General features: G+C 42.8%; 17 protein-coding genes. 3 read left to right on the top strand and 14 right to left on the bottom strand.

Annotated features, from left to right (window positions below):
• Position 1 precedes the first annotated feature (1 nt).
• The 8 genes from era to rpoE all read right to left on the bottom strand — a co-directional run bounded on the left by era (position 2) and on the right by rpoE (position 7,041).
• On the bottom strand, positions 2–913 hold the full coding sequence (gene era, locus ACFSJY_RS17380) for a GTPase Era (RefSeq protein ID WP_386037277.1): 912 nt from the start codon (positions 911–913) through the stop codon (positions 2–4).
• Positions 900–1,595 carry a ribonuclease III gene (rnc, locus tag ACFSJY_RS17375; RefSeq protein WP_386037274.1) on the bottom strand — a complete coding sequence of 232 codons (696 nt, stop codon included), beginning with the start codon at positions 1,593–1,595 and terminating at the stop codon, positions 900–902. The genes era and rnc overlap by 14 nt, the downstream gene beginning before the upstream one ends.
• Entirely contained in the window at positions 1,595–2,527 is a 933-nt protein-coding gene (gene lepB, locus ACFSJY_RS17370) for a signal peptidase I (protein ID WP_386037271.1), read from the bottom strand. The genes rnc and lepB overlap by 1 nt, the downstream gene beginning before the upstream one ends.
• 7 nt (positions 2,528–2,534) lie before the next feature.
• Complete coding sequence (gene lepA / locus ACFSJY_RS17365; RefSeq protein WP_386037268.1) at positions 2,535–4,325, bottom strand: translation elongation factor 4; 1,791 nt, start codon at positions 4,323–4,325, stop codon at positions 2,535–2,537.
• Between the two features lie 114 nt (positions 4,326–4,439).
• Entirely contained in the window at positions 4,440–4,904 is a 465-nt protein-coding gene (locus ACFSJY_RS17360; RefSeq protein ID WP_386037265.1) for a SoxR reducing system RseC family protein, read from the bottom strand.
• Positions 4,904–5,863 carry a MucB/RseB C-terminal domain-containing protein gene (locus ACFSJY_RS17355; protein WP_386037261.1) on the bottom strand — a complete coding sequence of 320 codons (960 nt, stop codon included), beginning with the start codon at positions 5,861–5,863 and terminating at the stop codon, positions 4,904–4,906. Before ACFSJY_RS17355 ends, ACFSJY_RS17360 begins: the two co-directional genes overlap by 1 nt.
• Complete coding sequence (locus tag ACFSJY_RS17350) at positions 5,860–6,450, bottom strand: sigma-E factor negative regulatory protein (protein ID WP_386037258.1); 591 nt, start codon at positions 6,448–6,450, stop codon at positions 5,860–5,862. The genes ACFSJY_RS17355 and ACFSJY_RS17350 overlap by 4 nt, the downstream gene beginning before the upstream one ends.
• Before the next feature lie 12 nt (positions 6,451–6,462).
• A complete protein-coding gene (gene rpoE / locus ACFSJY_RS17345; protein WP_386037255.1) occupies positions 6,463–7,041 on the bottom strand; it encodes an RNA polymerase sigma factor RpoE in 579 nt (192 codons plus the stop codon).
• Positions 7,042–7,292: 251 nt separating this feature from the next.
• Between rpoE and nadB the strand changes: the two genes are divergently transcribed.
• Positions 7,293–8,897, top strand: coding sequence for an L-aspartate oxidase (gene nadB / locus ACFSJY_RS17340; protein ID WP_386037252.1), 1,605 nt, complete (start codon positions 7,293–7,295; stop codon positions 8,895–8,897).
• Here nadB and ACFSJY_RS17335 read toward each other — a convergent pair.
• Both ACFSJY_RS17335 and ACFSJY_RS17330 read right to left on the bottom strand, forming a co-directional pair.
• Positions 8,866–9,375, bottom strand: a complete 510-nt coding sequence (locus ACFSJY_RS17335; protein ID WP_386037249.1) for a hypothetical protein — start codon at positions 9,373–9,375, stop codon at positions 8,866–8,868. The genes nadB and ACFSJY_RS17335 overlap by 32 nt on opposite strands.
• Positions 9,317–9,568, bottom strand: a complete 252-nt coding sequence (locus tag ACFSJY_RS17330) for an FAD assembly factor SdhE (protein ID WP_386037246.1) — start codon at positions 9,566–9,568, stop codon at positions 9,317–9,319. Before ACFSJY_RS17330 ends, ACFSJY_RS17335 begins: the two co-directional genes overlap by 59 nt.
• 124 nt (positions 9,569–9,692) lie before the next feature.
• On the opposite strand from ACFSJY_RS17330, the gene ygfZ reads away from it, so the two are divergent.
• Entirely contained in the window at positions 9,693–10,643 is a 951-nt protein-coding gene (gene ygfZ, locus ACFSJY_RS17325) for a tRNA-modifying protein YgfZ (protein ID WP_386037243.1), read from the top strand.
• 12 nt (positions 10,644–10,655) lie between these two features.
• Positions 10,656–11,168 (top strand): FKBP-type peptidyl-prolyl cis-trans isomerase, encoded by a 513-nt coding sequence (locus ACFSJY_RS17320; protein WP_386037240.1) that lies wholly within the window; start codon positions 10,656–10,658, stop codon positions 11,166–11,168.
• A gap of 65 nt (positions 11,169–11,233) precedes the next feature.
• Here ACFSJY_RS17320 and ACFSJY_RS17315 read toward each other — a convergent pair whose 3' ends face one another.
• The 4 genes from ACFSJY_RS17315 to prfB all read right to left on the bottom strand — a co-directional run bounded on the left by ACFSJY_RS17315 (position 11,234) and on the right by prfB (position 15,327).
• Complete coding sequence (locus tag ACFSJY_RS17315; RefSeq protein ID WP_386037237.1) at positions 11,234–11,500, bottom strand: hypothetical protein; 267 nt, start codon at positions 11,498–11,500, stop codon at positions 11,234–11,236.
• A 220-nt stretch (positions 11,501–11,720) separates the two neighbouring features.
• Positions 11,721–12,269, bottom strand: a complete 549-nt coding sequence (locus ACFSJY_RS17310) for a YkvA family protein (RefSeq protein WP_386037234.1) — start codon at positions 12,267–12,269, stop codon at positions 11,721–11,723.
• Between the two features lie 203 nt (positions 12,270–12,472).
• Positions 12,473–14,032 carry a lysine--tRNA ligase gene (lysS, locus tag ACFSJY_RS17305; RefSeq protein ID WP_386037231.1) on the bottom strand — a complete coding sequence of 520 codons (1,560 nt, stop codon included), beginning with the start codon at positions 14,030–14,032 and terminating at the stop codon, positions 12,473–12,475.
• Between the two features lie 197 nt (positions 14,033–14,229).
• The gene (gene prfB / locus ACFSJY_RS17300; RefSeq protein WP_386037228.1) at positions 14,230–15,327 is read right to left on the bottom strand and encodes a peptide chain release factor 2; all 1,098 of its coding nucleotides are present in this window, start codon (positions 15,325–15,327) and stop codon (positions 14,230–14,232) included.
• Positions 15,328–15,459: the final 132 nt, after the last annotated feature.

Raw genomic sequence — 15,459 nt, 5'->3', positions numbered from 1 at the left:
TTTAACCAGAGTAGTCGTCACCATAGCCTAAGCTTCGCAATGCACGTTCATCATCTGCCCAGCCAGTTTTTACTTTAACCCATGTTTCCAAAAATACCTGTTGTCCAAACAACGCTTGCATGTCTCGGCGAGCTTCTTGCCCGATGACTTTCATCTTCTCGCCTTTGTTGCCGATAATCATGCGTTTTTGACTATTTCTTTCAACCAATACCAGCGCATTAATGTGCAACACGCCTTTGTGATCTTGTTTGAACTGTTCTATTTCTACGGTAGTGGAATAAGGCAATTCATCACCTGTAAAGCGCATTAACTTTTCACGGATGATTTCTGACGCCATAAAGCGGCTTGAGCGGTCTGTAATGTAGTCTTCAGGAAACCAAAATTCACTCTCAGGCAGCGCGTCAAAACAGAGCTGTTTTATCTTTTCAACGTTGTCACCTTTTGACGCTGAAATTGGCATAATTTCTTTGAAATCATGCATCTCACCTAGCTTTTGTAGATGTGGTAATAACGCTTCTTTGTCCTGCACATTATCAATTTTGTTGATAGCAAGAATACAAGGCACGCCCGCTTGCTTTACCTTAGTCAAAACAAGTTCGTCGTCTTTTGTCCAATGCGTTCCCTCGACCAGAAAAACGATCAGTTCCACTTCAGAAATAGAGCTACTGGCGGCCCTATTCATCAAACGGTTAATCGCACGTTTTTCTTCAGAGTGAAGACCTGGCGTGTCGACAAGAATGGCTTGATGATTTTCTTCTGTAAGAATGCCAAGGATACGATGTCTTGTGGTTTGAGGTTTACGTGATGTAATACTAACTTTTTGGCCAAGTAAGGCATTCAGTAGCGTCGATTTGCCAACGTTTGGACGTCCAACAATAGCGACGAGTCCACAATGTGTATTATTTGCTGCCATTGTTAATAATCTCCAATACTTTTTCAGCCGCTGCTTGCTCTGCTTTTCGTCTACTTGTGCCTTTGGTAATAATTTCTTTATCAGTAATCTCTGTTGTACACTTGACGGTAAATTCCTGATTATGAGACTGGCCTTTAATATCTACCACTTCATATTGAGGCAGCGGTATTTTTCTCGCCTGTAAATGCTCTTGCAAACGCGTTTTAGGGTCTTTTTGCGCAATACCTGGCTTGATTTGTGCCAATCGTGGTTCAAACCATGTCAACACCAGTTGCTTAGTGACATTTATATCTGCATCTAAGTATACCGCACCAATAATTGCCTCAACCGCATCTTCTAGAATTGAGTCTCTGCGGTGACCGCCGCTTTTCTTTTCACCTGGCCCCAAAATAAGGTGTTCGCCTAACTTAAAATCACGAGCCATCTGCGCGAGTGTTACGCCACGCACTAAGCTTGAACGCATTCTGGTTAGATCACCTTCACTTTCTTTTGGGAATTGTGTGAACAAGCGCTCAGCTATTACAAACCCCAAGATAGAGTCGCCTAAAAATTCTAAACGTTCGTTATGGATACCTTTAGCGCTTCTGTGCGTTAATGCTTGCAGCAATAATGATTCATCTTTAAAGGTATAGCCTAAGCGCTTCGATAAACGTTGTAGCGCTTCGGGAGTATTGCGTATCACTACTCAATACCACCTATACGTGAAAAACGGACGCTTGACGGGATCCAACCTGGCATCCAATCAGGTACCCACGAGTCTTCACCACGTTCAAAGGCAAAACTCATCCAAATAGCAACCGCTTGCCCTACAAGGTTTTCTTCGGGCACAAAGCCCCAAAATCGACCATCCAAGCTATTATCGCGGTTATCACCCATCACAAAATATTGTCCTTCTGGAACAACAAATTCATCACGAGCGGTACCCGGTTGTGGGAAGTAATGTTGAGTACGAGGTAAAGTATTGTTATTAATCAAAATATCATGAGTTTGATTTGGCATGCGCGACGTGTAGCGACTCAAATCAAAGCGACCATCATTGTATTCACCCGTTCCTACAAAATCTTGAACGACTTGTTCGAATTCAGGGCACGTCTCATGTTCTGGTGTACATACGGGTTTAATGTATAAGGATTTATTACGGTAAATGACACGATCACCTGGTAAGCCAATAACACGTTTAATGTAGTCAATGTTTGGATCTACTGGGTATTTGAATACAACGATGTCACCACGCTCAGGCAGACCGTTTTCCCAAAATTTATTGCGGGCAACAGGATCTTTCAAACCATAATTAAACTTGTTCACAAGAATAAAATCACCGTCCAACAGAGTTGGCATCATAGAGCCTGACGGTATTTGAAATGGTTCGTACAAAAATGAACGCAGTACCAACACAAAAGCGATAACAGGGAAAATTTGTACCGCTGTATCCACCAATGCAGACGGCTCTTCAATTTTTGACTTTTCTTTATCTGACAAGTCTTCAGCACTGTCGGCAATTGCCGCTTCAAGCTTTAATTTTCGTTGAGGCGCCAGATAAAATTTATCAGCTACCCATACAATCCCTGTTACGAAGGTAACAATCACCAAAAAAATTGAAAAATAAACAGCCATGGAAACCCTAGTTCTCTAATTTCAATACAGCTAAAAACGCTTCTTGTGGCACTTCCACATTGCCAACTTGCTTCATACGTTTTTTACCTTCTTTCTGTTTCTGCAATAGCTTCTTCTTACGGCTAACATCACCACCGTAACATTTAGCAGTTACGTTTTTACGTAATTGCTTAACGGTTGTTCTGGCAATAATGTTGTTGCCGATTGCCGCTTGAATAGCAATATCAAACATTTGACGGTGTATAAGTTCTCGAAGTTTCTCTACAAGCATGCGACCACGCGCTACAGAGTTCGAGCGGTGAGTAATCATCGCTAATGCATCAACTCGATCACCGTTGATCATAACATCGGCTCTTACCATGTCAGACGCTTCAAAACGTATAAAATGGTAATCCAAAGAGGCATAGCCGCGACTTGTCGACTTCAATTTATCGAAGAAATCCATCACAACCTCTGCCATTGGCAGCTCGTATGTCACCGCAACTTGGTTGCCATGGTAAAGAATATCTTTTTGAACACCACGCTTTTCAATACAGAGTGTAATAACATTACCTAGGTGTTCTTGTGGAACAAGAATGTTTGCTTGTACGATTGGCTCACGAATTTCCGCAATCTCGTTTACCGGTGGCAAATCGGCAGGGTTATCTACCGAAAGCACTTGTCCTTTCGTCGTTTCAACTTCGTAATTTACGGTAGGCGCTGTAGTGATCAAATCAAGGTCATATTCACGCGCCAAACGCTCTTGAATAATTTCCATGTGCAACATCCCTAAGAAGCCAACACGGAAACCAAAACCTAGTGCAGAAGAGTTTTCTGGTTCAAAAAACAAAGACGCATCATTAAGGCTCAACTTATTCAGCGCATCACGGAAATTTTCATAATCATCTGAGCTGATTGGGAAAATACCCGCGTATACTTGTGGTTGTGCCTTTTTAAAACCAGCTAGCGGTGCATCCGCTTCTTTCTTGTGGATAGTGATCGTATCACCCACCGGTGCACCGTGAATTTCTTTAATACCAGCGATGATGAAGCCCACTTCACCTGTGCGCAAGATATCCGTTTCTGTTTGTTTAGGAGTAAAAATACCCACTTTATCGATAATGTGTGTTTGCCCTGTCGACATTACCAACATTTTATCGCCTTTTTTCACTTCACCATTCATGACACGGACAAGTGAAACAACACCTTGGTAATTATCGAACCAAGAGTCGATAATTAAGGCTTGAAGGTTTGCATCTGGATCACCCTCTGGCGCGGGAATATTGTGCACGATCGTCTCTAACACATCTTCAATGCCAATACCCGTTTTGGCCGAACATGGCACCGCACCTGTGGCATCGATGCCAATGATGTCTTCAATTTCTTCACATACGCGTTCTGGATCAGCCTGCGGTAGATCAATCTTATTCAAGATAGGCAGAACTTCTAAATCCATTTCAATAGCGGTATAACAGTTCGCTACCGTTTGGGCTTCAACACCTTGGCCTGCATCGACGACTAATAAAGCGCCTTCACATGATGCAAGAGAGCGCGATACCTCATAAGAGAAATCCACGTGACCCGGCGTGTCGATGAAGTTCAACTGGTAGGTTTCACCATCTTTGGCTTTGTAGTCTAAGGTAACACTTTGCGCTTTGATGGTAATACCGCGTTCACGCTCAAGGTCCATAGAGTCCAAAACTTGAGCTTCCATCTCACGATCAGACAAACCACCACAGTGTTGGATTAATCGATCGGAAAGTGTCGATTTACCGTGGTCAATGTGGGCAATAATGGAAAAATTTCGGATATGTTTCATAAACGGGAATGCAATAAATCAAGGTTCAAATTCTGGGATGGCGAGATTTTAGCTAATTTACAGCGCGGGGGCTATCTTTACTTGCGATATTGACCTTCGACGAGCAATAAAACGTCAATTTGCAGGTACAACGGAGATAAGTTTCTGTTTAATGACAGGTTGCAATGCGCGATTCAATGTCTCGTCTCGGTTGATAAGATAGCGACCGAATCGAAAACCTAGATAACCACCCACACCTGCCATAACCATTACAGCAAGTTCTCCTGCTGGGATAATAGACTGGGTAACGAATTGAGTAATTCCAGCGAACACCATCAAACCAAACAAAGGCCAGAAATAGACTTGCCAAGCAATACTCATCACTGCATTCTCTGGAATTGAAATAATGACTTCATCACCAACATTGAAAGTATCATTAGTATCAATCGTTAATGAAAGCGTTTTATGTGGTAGTGCTTTAGCTACTTGCCCACTGCCGCAATTATCCACTTGCTGGCATTGACTACATGTCGACTTAACTTCACTTTGAACAGTCACCGCCCTGTTATGGACAGCGACTACTCGAGCTTTTTCGTCCACTATGGCGCTCCTGCAGCCTTAAATGCAACAGAATCAGCAATAGCTTTGGCTGTTGTCGATGGAATTTTCCCCACTACACTGACTTCAAAACCATTGGTAACTTGGTTTAACACTACTGTCGCTCCGTTCATTACGTATTCAACAGGACGTTGCTTTTCGGCACTTGCGTTCACATAAACCGACACATCGACCAATCCGTCATTGAATAGCATAAATTCGACCGGCTGTTTGGTATGAGCAATACGGTGTCGATTAGACTTTACTTGCTTAAAGCCTGACGGTAGCCAGTTCACTTTCCAGGCGAACTCTTGCGCTTCATTGTCAGGTAAATCCAACACCTGAGGTAACTCAGCGTCAGCCAGTTGAAGTAAGCTTTCGGCAGGCGCTTCTGTGATTTCTAAATGGGTAAACTGTATTTGCTCTAATAATTGCCCTTGTCGCGTGAGCAACGCCAGTTTAAGGGGTAATCCGGTTTCCATGTCCAACCACACCCAATGACCAAATCGATGTGTATCTCGCGACACAATTCGCACAAGCTGTGCTGGCTTACCTAAAACACGACTTCTACCCACTGAAATAAATTCATAGTTTTCAACAAGCTTTGATACATCTTGGCTGAATATAGCTGGTATGGGGCTACTAATATGGCTTGCATTAACCGAGTACGGAGGCATCTCAGGTTCTATATATGAGACGGTGTTACCTTTTCGGAGTACATCTTTGCGTGGGCCGTTTAATAACGACAGAATTTCAACTTCAGTATTGTCTTCAGTAATACCATGAAACCAGTGATATGGCTCAGCTTGGTTGTTTTTGACAACAACAAAGGATGTATTGAAGTTGAGGGAATTTAGAGAATCTGATAATCGTTTAAGCCACGATTGAGCTTGGTCGCTTTCAACGGCTGATGCTGAAAAGCTGACGCTCAACAGCAACAACCAACTACTCATTGATTTCATTTAGGGGTATCTTCAACCTTTCCGGTATTTTCTTCAGCCTTGGTAACAGCACTTAGTTTAACTTGTTGCTGGTGGTCAGCCAACAATGCTTGAAAACGACGTTGCTGTTCAATATACGCTTGTTTTTGCGCAGCACGATCTGGCGTTTGGTAATTCAAGCTAACTGGATCTGCTGTCCCTACAAATGGACGTGTTTGTACAACTTGTTGGCTTGGGATCGTCGCTTCAGTGTCCGCTACATTTGACGTTTGAACGCCAATAATCATCAGGCCCGCAGCTGATGCTGCTATCGCCACTTGCCCAAAAGGTCTTGCAAGTTGAACCACTTTCGCTTTTGCACTATCGATAAACTTACGTCGGCGTGGTGCAAGTACAGTCGGCTCATCTTGAATGGCGGCTGCAATGCGCTCTGATAAATCGATATCGAGTTGTTTTGGCACATCGTCACGCAGCACATCACCAATTAGGTGGTAGTTTTCCCAGCGCTCTGCTAGATGCTCATCTTCCAAAATACTCGCAAGTTTTTCATCGCCTTTATGACTGTTATCCATCACAACTGAGACGGTTTCAAACTTATTTTCACTCATAAATATAACCTTTTAGCGCTGTAGTAACGGGCTTATTTTTTTATCTATCGCATCCCTCGCACGGAATATGCGCGAACGAACGGTACCCACTGGGCAATCCATAATGGTGGCAATTTCTTCGTAACTTAACCCTTCAATTTCCCTAAAATTAATCGCTAGGCGTAAATCTTCGGGCAATTGTTCCATGGTTTCAAATACCACACGTTTTATTTCATCTGAGAGTAATACTCGCTCTGGAGAAGCATTTTCTCGCAGTGCGTCACCACCTTCATAAAATTCTGCTTCATCAACGTCAACATCTGATCCAGGCGGCTTGCGGCTGCCCGCTACCATATGGTTCTTTGCACAGTTGACTGCTATTCGGTATAGCCACGTGTAAAAAGCACTTTCGCCTCTAAAATTAGGCAATGCGCGATACGCTTTAATAAACGCTTCTTGCACGATATCAGGGACATCAGCTTGGTTTTTCACATAGCGAGACACCAAACTTGATACTTTAACTTGGTATTTTTTTACCAGTAAGTTGTAGGCGCCCTTATCTCCCCGTTGTACTTTCTCAACCAATTCCTGGTCGATATTCTGTTCGCTCATGTGAGCCACATTCTCCTACAAAAACTTCTTTTTCTTACATCTGGCTCAAGACAAACGCAACTGTTATGACTACAGGTATGCGAGAAAGTTCGAAAAAATATAAAAAATTTCGTTATTTATTTGCTAATAGCCTTATTTTGGCTATGCCCAATGTGAATAAAACGCTAAAATTCGCTGCTAGTAAGAGTAACCTAAAATCGCGCTGAAATACACGTATTCTGGGCGTAACATGCAAACTTCTAAGGCTTTTTATGAGTAAACAACATAATTGTGACGTGCTGATTATTGGTAGCGGTGCGGCAGGTTTAACACTTGCTCTGCATTTAGCACAAACAGCAGATGTGATTGTTCTTAGTAAAGGGCCAATTAACGAAGGGTCTACATTTTACGCGCAAGGCGGTATCGCAGCAGTGTTTGACGAAAATGACAGTGTAGACTCCCACGTTGACGACACACTTATTGCCGGCGCCGGAATTTGTGATGAAGAGATGGTGCGTTTCACGGCTGAAAACGCCAAAGCCTGCCTAGAGTGGTTAATCAAACAGGGGGTTGTATTCGATAAAGAAGAGAGTGATAACGGTGACGAAAAATACCATTTAACACGTGAAGGTGGCCACTCTCATCGCCGTATCCTCCACGCTGCAGATGCCACAGGGCAAGCGGTCCAAGAAACACTTGTCGATCGAATTAACCAGCATAACCGTATTCGCGTGTTTGAGCGCTATAATGCAATCGACTTAATAAACCAGCATGACAGTAATGGTAAAAACAACTGTGTCGGCGCTTATATATGGAACCGAAACAGTGAGAAAGTTGAAAGTATCCACGCACGCAAAACAATTTTGGCCACAGGTGGAGCGTCTAAAGTTTACCAATATACGTCAAACCCCGATGTAGCAAGCGGCGACGGTATTGCAATGGCCTGGCGTGCTGGCTGTCGCGTAGCGAACATGGAATTTAATCAATTTCACCCCACTTGCTTATTCCACCCAGAAGCAGGAACATTTTTGCTCACCGAAGCCTTGCGTGGTGAAGGAGCGATTTTACGCCGACCAAATGGCAGCCGCTTCATGCCTGAATTTGATGAACGTGCCGAATTAGCACCACGAGATATTGTTGCTCGTGCCATTGATTATGAAATGAAACGCCTTGGCGCTGACTGCATGTACCTTGACATCAGCCATAAGTCGGCAGACTTCATCAAGCAACATTTCCCAACAATTTATCAAAAGACTAAATCGCTAGGTATCGACATGACACGCCAACCTATTCCTGTAGTGCCAGCGGCGCACTACACGTGCGGTGGTGTTATGATTGATAAACATGGCCGCACCGATGTTGAGAACTTGTATGCTATTGGTGAAGTAGCCTATACCGGGCTGCATGGTGCTAACCGTATGGCCAGTAACTCGTTATTAGAATGCTTGGTATTCGCACGAGCAGCAGCCACAGATATAACCACTTCACTTAAAGCACCGCACAAATACATTAAACTCCCTAAGTGGGACGAAAGTCGCGTTACTGACTCGGATGAAGAAGTGGTTATTCAGCATAACTGGCACGAATTACGTCTGTTTATGTGGGATTACGTAGGCATTGTCCGCACCACAAAACGCCTAGAAAGAGCATTGCATCGCGTTGAATTATTGCAGCGCGAAATAGATGACTATTATCGCCACTTTAGAGTGAGTAACAACTTGTTAGAATTGCGAAACCTTGTTCAAGTAGCAGAGCTTATCATCAACAGTGCTATGCAGCGTAAAGAAAGCCGAGGTCTTCACTACACTCTAGATTATCCAGATCTACAGGAAAACTCTGGCGCAACTATTCTTTCACCTCATACACCTGCGAACTAGCATTGTTTGGATGTTTCACTTGGCTAGCCTTGATAAAAAGAGCAAGACATGATTTTTGTGTGCGATCCAGCTGGCTCGCGCACAACAGTATTTTGTGTCCTTTTTGTCCCTCAATATCAGCCTCCAATGACAACCAAAAGCCAAAAAATGTCATTCGGCTGGTGTTGCCCAGACGATACGTTTTACCGTCATACTCAACCGAGTAACCAGGGCTTATAAACGAAAGCTGGACGCCGGACTTTTCAAAAAGTAAACGCCAGTTGCTTTTCAGCGCTAATGCAGCAACAACAAAAAGTAGAAAAACACATTGCCACAATATGAGAGCATGTGATGTAAAGTAAAGAACAATGGTGACACTAGATAACAGTGTCAACAGAAAGAAGAATACGTTAGTTTGATCGACAGGTGTGATGCTTACATCACACCTTGACGCGGTTAAGAATGATTTGCACGATAGCGTTGAGTGCTTCGTCTTCACAAGTTTCATGTCCCATAAACCATGCAAACAACTCAGGATCATCACACTCTAACAGGCGTTCAAAATCTTTCTGTTGTTCGTCAGTTAATTGGTCAAAAGCCTCATCAACAAACGGCATAAAAAGTACATCTAGTTCTAACATGCCTCTACGGCAAGCCCATTTGAGTCGAGCTTTGTTACTAGCTAATGACATAAAAATTCCTTCACAATAAATGATGGCACATTCTAACAATTTCACAAACAAATTCGCAGTGTTAGCTTGTTTTTTTTGAAACTGCCTATACTTTCTAGTCAAAGCACTTTACGAGAAGTATTCCATGAGCCTAGCGCCAAACGCCCTCTCCCATTTTCCTGAAAACTTTGCGATAACATTAACTGACGTTAGTGCCATATCGCTGCATGGTCCAGAACAAGTAAAGTACCTCCAAGGTCAAGTGACCTGCGATGTTAGTTTACACAAAGAGAATGATTTAACGATTGGTGCCCACTGTGATGCAAAAGGTAAAGTGCTTAGTGTATTTAGACTCATTTCGCATCAAGAAAAACTGCTGTTATTACAGTCAAAAGCAAGTTTAGGTTCATCGCTACCAGAACTAAAAAAGTTTGGTGTATTTGCCAAAGTAGATATTGAAGAAGCTACAGAGCTCTCAGTATCGTTATTAGTAGGCACGCAAGTAACAGAAAAGTTATCTAATAGCTTCGTCACTATGCCCTCTAATGATGCTCCGGTTGCGCATTGTGATAACCTGACCCTTGTAAAACTGAGCGTTGAAAATACTTATCTGCTTGTTGGGGACAGTGAAACACACAAAGCACTGATAGCTTCTTTAAATCTAGATGCAGCAGACCAGAGTGCTTGGCCATTATTAGAGTTAGCAACGGGCTTTCCTCAACTTAGCGAAGCGAGTGTTCAAAAGTACGTCCCTCAAATGCTCAATGTTGATAAGCTGAATGGCATTAGCTTTACCAAAGGCTGTTATTTAGGACAAGAAACCGTTGCTAGAATGGAGTATTTAGGCAAAAACAAGAAAATGATGGCTTTATTAACAGGCAACGTTAATGGCGAACTTAGTGACTTAGCCATCGAAAAGCAACTTGGAGAAAACTGGCGAGGCGCTGGTGATGTGCTCGCCCACACTCAAACCAAAACGGGTGAGCTTTTTGTCCAAGCTGTGATTAGTAACGACCTTACAACAGACGATGTTATTCGTGTGAAAGATAATGATGACATTCGCTTAACTCTACAAACAGAATCTACGACCAACTAAATTGGGAATTTTATGAAGATCGCAAACAATTCAGTAGTGAAACTTCACTACGCCGTATCAGATAGTGAAGGCACAACCATTGATAGTTCATACGACCATGAGCCTTTAGAAATTATTCAAGGCACTGGTTACTTAATTCCTGGTTTAGAAAAAGCACTTGAGGGTCGTGAAGCGGGCGAGACATTTGAAGTAGATGTCTCTGCAGCAGATGCTTATGGTGAGCGTTTTGACGAATATGTGCAGACCGTTCCAAAAGAGTTAATGCAAGGTGTAGAAGACTTAGAAGTGGGCACACAGCTTCGCGCAACGACCGATGAAGGCGAGCAGACTGTTATCGTTATTGATGTTAACGACACAGAAATCACGGTAGATGGTAACCATCCGTTAGCAGGAATCGACCTGCACTTTGATGTAGAATTATTAGCTGTCCGAGAAGCCACAGCCGAAGAGCTAGAGCATGGCCATGTTCATAAAGAAAGCAGCTGTTGCGATGCCAACGGCAAAGGCGAAAGCTGCTGCGACTAAGTCGTCTAGCTAAAAACAAAAAGCGCCAAGATGGGCGCTTTTTTTGTCTCGAATAAACGATAACCTTACAAACTATCTATTTCTCTTTTTAGCTGCTCTTGAGGGTCTGTGACTATGCGCTCAAGTGTCGCCACTCGCTGCTTTAACGCTTCGACTTCTGCTGATTTTTCTTTAAGCGCTTTGTTCAATCTAGACTGCCCGCCAAATCCGTCAGAGCAATCCATCCAGCCTTGAGTAAACAAGCTAAGGTTGAATCGTTTATCAGCCCACGCTAACGCGAAAATACTGCTTGCGATTGCAAAAATGATCATGACTTTTTCCATGGTTTCCATATCAAGCTCCTAAAGGACACATTTTGTTTTCTAATACCTCTAGTCAATAAAAACCGGAATTTATTACAAAAAAATTTACGTTTTTGTTGAGTTAAATTCTACAAACTCAAAAGACACATCATTATCACCGTAAACAAGTACGCTGCAACCTTGTCACGACTTCGATAAAAAGAAAAAGCACCATTAGGTGCTTTTTCATATCGACAATTTAGCAAACTGACTATCTAAAAATAGAACGGAACCCTGAACCACTGCGACGGCTTGAACGGCGGTTACGCATGCGGCTGTGAAGCTCACGACGTTTGGCGTCTAGCCAATCTTCCTGTGTGATGACTTTGTCACCCATGCGGTCTTTTTCACGCTCGCGGTATGCGCAAAACTCTTCGAATGCTTCAATATCGTCTTTCAAGTCTTCCGCAACGAGTTCAATCATGATTGCATCATCTAAGTAACCCAGTGCTGGAATGTGATCAGGCACTAAGTCTTCTGGGTCAGCGAAATACGCCAAAGCGCTTAATACGTTAGTGCGCTCTTCGCCTTCCAAGTTCCACTCACTGTCTTCAATCATTGCAACCAATACTTCAAGTTTACGAATGCGGTCAATGACAAACTTAGGAACATCACCTTGAACGCTGATACTTAAATCTTTGGCGTGTTCTAAAATATCTGACTCACTTAAATTCGCTGCGCCATCAATCGCTTTGCGCATGACGTCTCTGAAATGTTCTAAATCAGAATCTTGTAATTCAAAGGTAACTTCAAATGCCACGGTACTCTCCTTGCCTTATTATTTTTTACATCAGTCGATGTTTTCTTTAGCCATACAATAGCAGAAGTAGGCGCTGATAAAAGCATCTGATGTAAAATTTTAGTAAACAAAGAATACAAGTCATGAATATTTCATCCACTAAAAACCTTAGCGATAAAAAAAGCACCATACGGTGCTTTTTAATATATGAATAGATGATTTGCTTATTCAGCTAGAGGACGCATATGCGGGAATAAGATAACATCTTTGATCGTTGGTGAATCGGTAAACAGCATGACTAAGCGATCGATACCAATACCTTCACCAGCTGTTGGTGGTAAACCATACTCAAGCGCCGTAATGTAATCATCATCGAAGTGCATGGCTTCGTCATCACCAGCATCTTTCTCCTCTACTTGCTTACGGAAACGTGCCGCTTGATCTTCTGCATCGTTAAGCTCAGAGAAGCCATTTGCTAATTCACGACCACCGACGAAGAACTCAAAACGATCTGTGATGAATGGGTTTTCGTCGTTACGGCGCGCTAATGGAGACACTTCCCACGGGTATTCTGTAATGAAAGTTGGTTGATCAAGTAAGTGCTCTGCAACTTCTTCAAAGATTTCACAGATGTACTTACCTGGGCCCCATACTTTCGCTGCATCACCTTCTTTCACGTGAACTTTCTTAGCAAGCGCTTTGATTTGATCAAAGTTGTTCTCTGGATCACGAAGTGCAGCTTCGTCGTCGCTAGTTACAACACCGTCTTCAGCGTATTTTAAAATCGCATCAACCATAGATAAACGTTGGAACGGCTTGCCGAAATCGTAGAACTTCTCTTCTACGACTTCACCATCTTCGTTTTTGACTGTGTTACGAATAACCGATGTACCCATTACATCTTCAGCTAACGTGCGAAGCATGTCTTCGGTCAGGTTCATTAAGTCATGGTAGTCAGCGTATGCTTGGTAGAATTCAATCATAGTGAATTCTGGGTTATGACGCGTTGATAAACCTTCGTTACGGAAATTACGGTTAATCTCGAATACTTTCTCAAAACCACCAACCACTAAGCGCTTAAGGTAAAGCTCCGGCGCTATACGCATAAACATTTCAACGTCTAACGCATTGTGATGTGTAACGAATGGCTTAGCCGTTGCGCCACCTGGAATCGTTTGAAGCATTGGCGTTTCAACTTCCATGAAGTCACGCTCTGTTAAGAACTTACGAATGCCATCAACAATTTTAGAACGCACTTTGAACGTGTTACGCGTATCTTCATTGATAATTAAATCAACGTAGCGTTGGCGATACTTAGTTTCTGTATCTTGTAAACCGTGGAACTTTTCCGGTAATGGACGAAGTGACTTTGTTAAAAGCTCATATTCGTTCATGTTGACGTATAAATCGCCCTTGCCTGATTTATGCAAAGTACCTGTCACACCTACAATGTCACCAATATCTAATACACCACCAAGGTTTGCTTTAATTTCTTTTTGAACGTTCTTGTCGGCATAGGCTTGAATGCGACCAGTCATATCTTGTAATACCAAGAAAGGACCACGTTTCGCCATAACACGACCAGCAATACTGTACGTTTCCGTTTCAGCTTCAAGCGTTTCTTTATCTTTATCACCGTGTGCAGCTTGTAAATCAGCTGCATAGTGTTTTCGTTCAAACTGGTTTGGGTGGCCGTTAGCCGAACAGTTTTCTCGAATTTGCGCTAATTTTCCACGACGCTCGGCAATTAATTTATTTTCGTCTTGATTTGCTTGGTCTGTCATTTTCAGTCTCAAACTTGGTTAATGTTTAAAATTGCTTATTGCAATTTTAGTTAAATAATATTTCTTTCAATTCTCTTGCTTTGCTATTTGTACGAATAGGCTAACTTATTCGTTTTAGAACAAAGAAAAAGCGCGGAGCTTACAAGTGTAAGTGAGCACTTTTGATGTCGTTATCAAATGAATAACGACGCATATTCTTATAAACCCGACTTTAAGGATGCCTCTATAAACCGGTCAAGATCGCCGTCTAATACGGCTTGCGTGTTGCGATTTTCAACACCCGTACGTAAGTCTTTAATACGACTATCATCTAGAACGTAAGAACGAATTTGGCTACCCCAGCCAATATCCGATTTACCGTCTTCTAGTTCTTGCTTACCTTCGTTTTGCTTTTGAATTTCCATTTCATATAGCTTGGCTTTCAAAAGCTTCATCGCAGTCGCACGGTTTTTGTGTTGTGAGCGATCTGCCTGACAAGCAACCACAGCACCTGTCGGAATATGCGTAATACGAATAGCAGAGTCGGTTTTGTTAACGTGCTGACCGCCAGCGCCGGATGCACGGAAGGTATCTACACGTAAATCTGCTGGATTGATATCAATCTCTATATTGTCGTCAATTTCAGGATAGATAAACGCTGACGCAAATGAGGTGTGGCGACGGCCACTTGAATCAAATGGCGATTTACGTACTAAACGGTGAACGCCGGTTTCAGTACGCAGCCAGCCATAAGCATATTCACCTGAATACTTAATGGTACAGCCTTTAATGCCAGCTACATCGCCATCCGTTACTTCAATGACTTCAGTTTTAAAGCCGTGCGCCTCGCCCCAACGCAAATACATGCGCATTAGCATTTCAGCCCAATCTTGTGCTTCAGTACCACCAGACCCTGATTGAATATCCAAGTAGCAATCACTTTCGTCTTGTTCGCCTGAGAACATGCGACGAAACTCAAGCTTGTCTAGTTGCTGCTCAAGCTCCTCGACCTCGCCTGCAGCATCGTTGAATGTATCTTCGTCTTCTTCTTCAACCGCCAGTTCAACTAAACCTTCAACGTCTTCACAGCCAGCATCAAGATTCTTGATCGTATCTACTACAGCTTCTAATGCCGAGCGCTCTTTGCCCAGCGCCTGTGCTCTTTCTGGCTCGTTCCAAACATCAGGTAACTCTAGTTCACGAGAAACTTCCACCAAGCGTTCAGCTTTGTGGTCGTAATCAAGATAACCACGCAACATATCTGTACGTTCACGGATTTCTTTGATTTTATTTAGAACAGGATTTACTTCAAACATTCGGCGCGAAAACTCTTACGAAATTGCTCTACAAAAAAGAGCGGCATTGTAGCTTTTATGGGCGTTCAAAACAATCGTCTTTGCAGGTCGAGAAAAGATATTTTTCAGACTTATTTTTTATGACTAAACTTA

The organism is Thalassotalea euphylliae (genome assembly GCF_042682785.1).
Lineage (GTDB): Bacteria > Pseudomonadota > Gammaproteobacteria > Enterobacterales > Alteromonadaceae > Thalassotalea_F > Thalassotalea_F euphylliae.
Note: the sequence above shows the minus strand (reverse complement) of the source record. Positions and strands in the feature narration are given on the sequence as shown.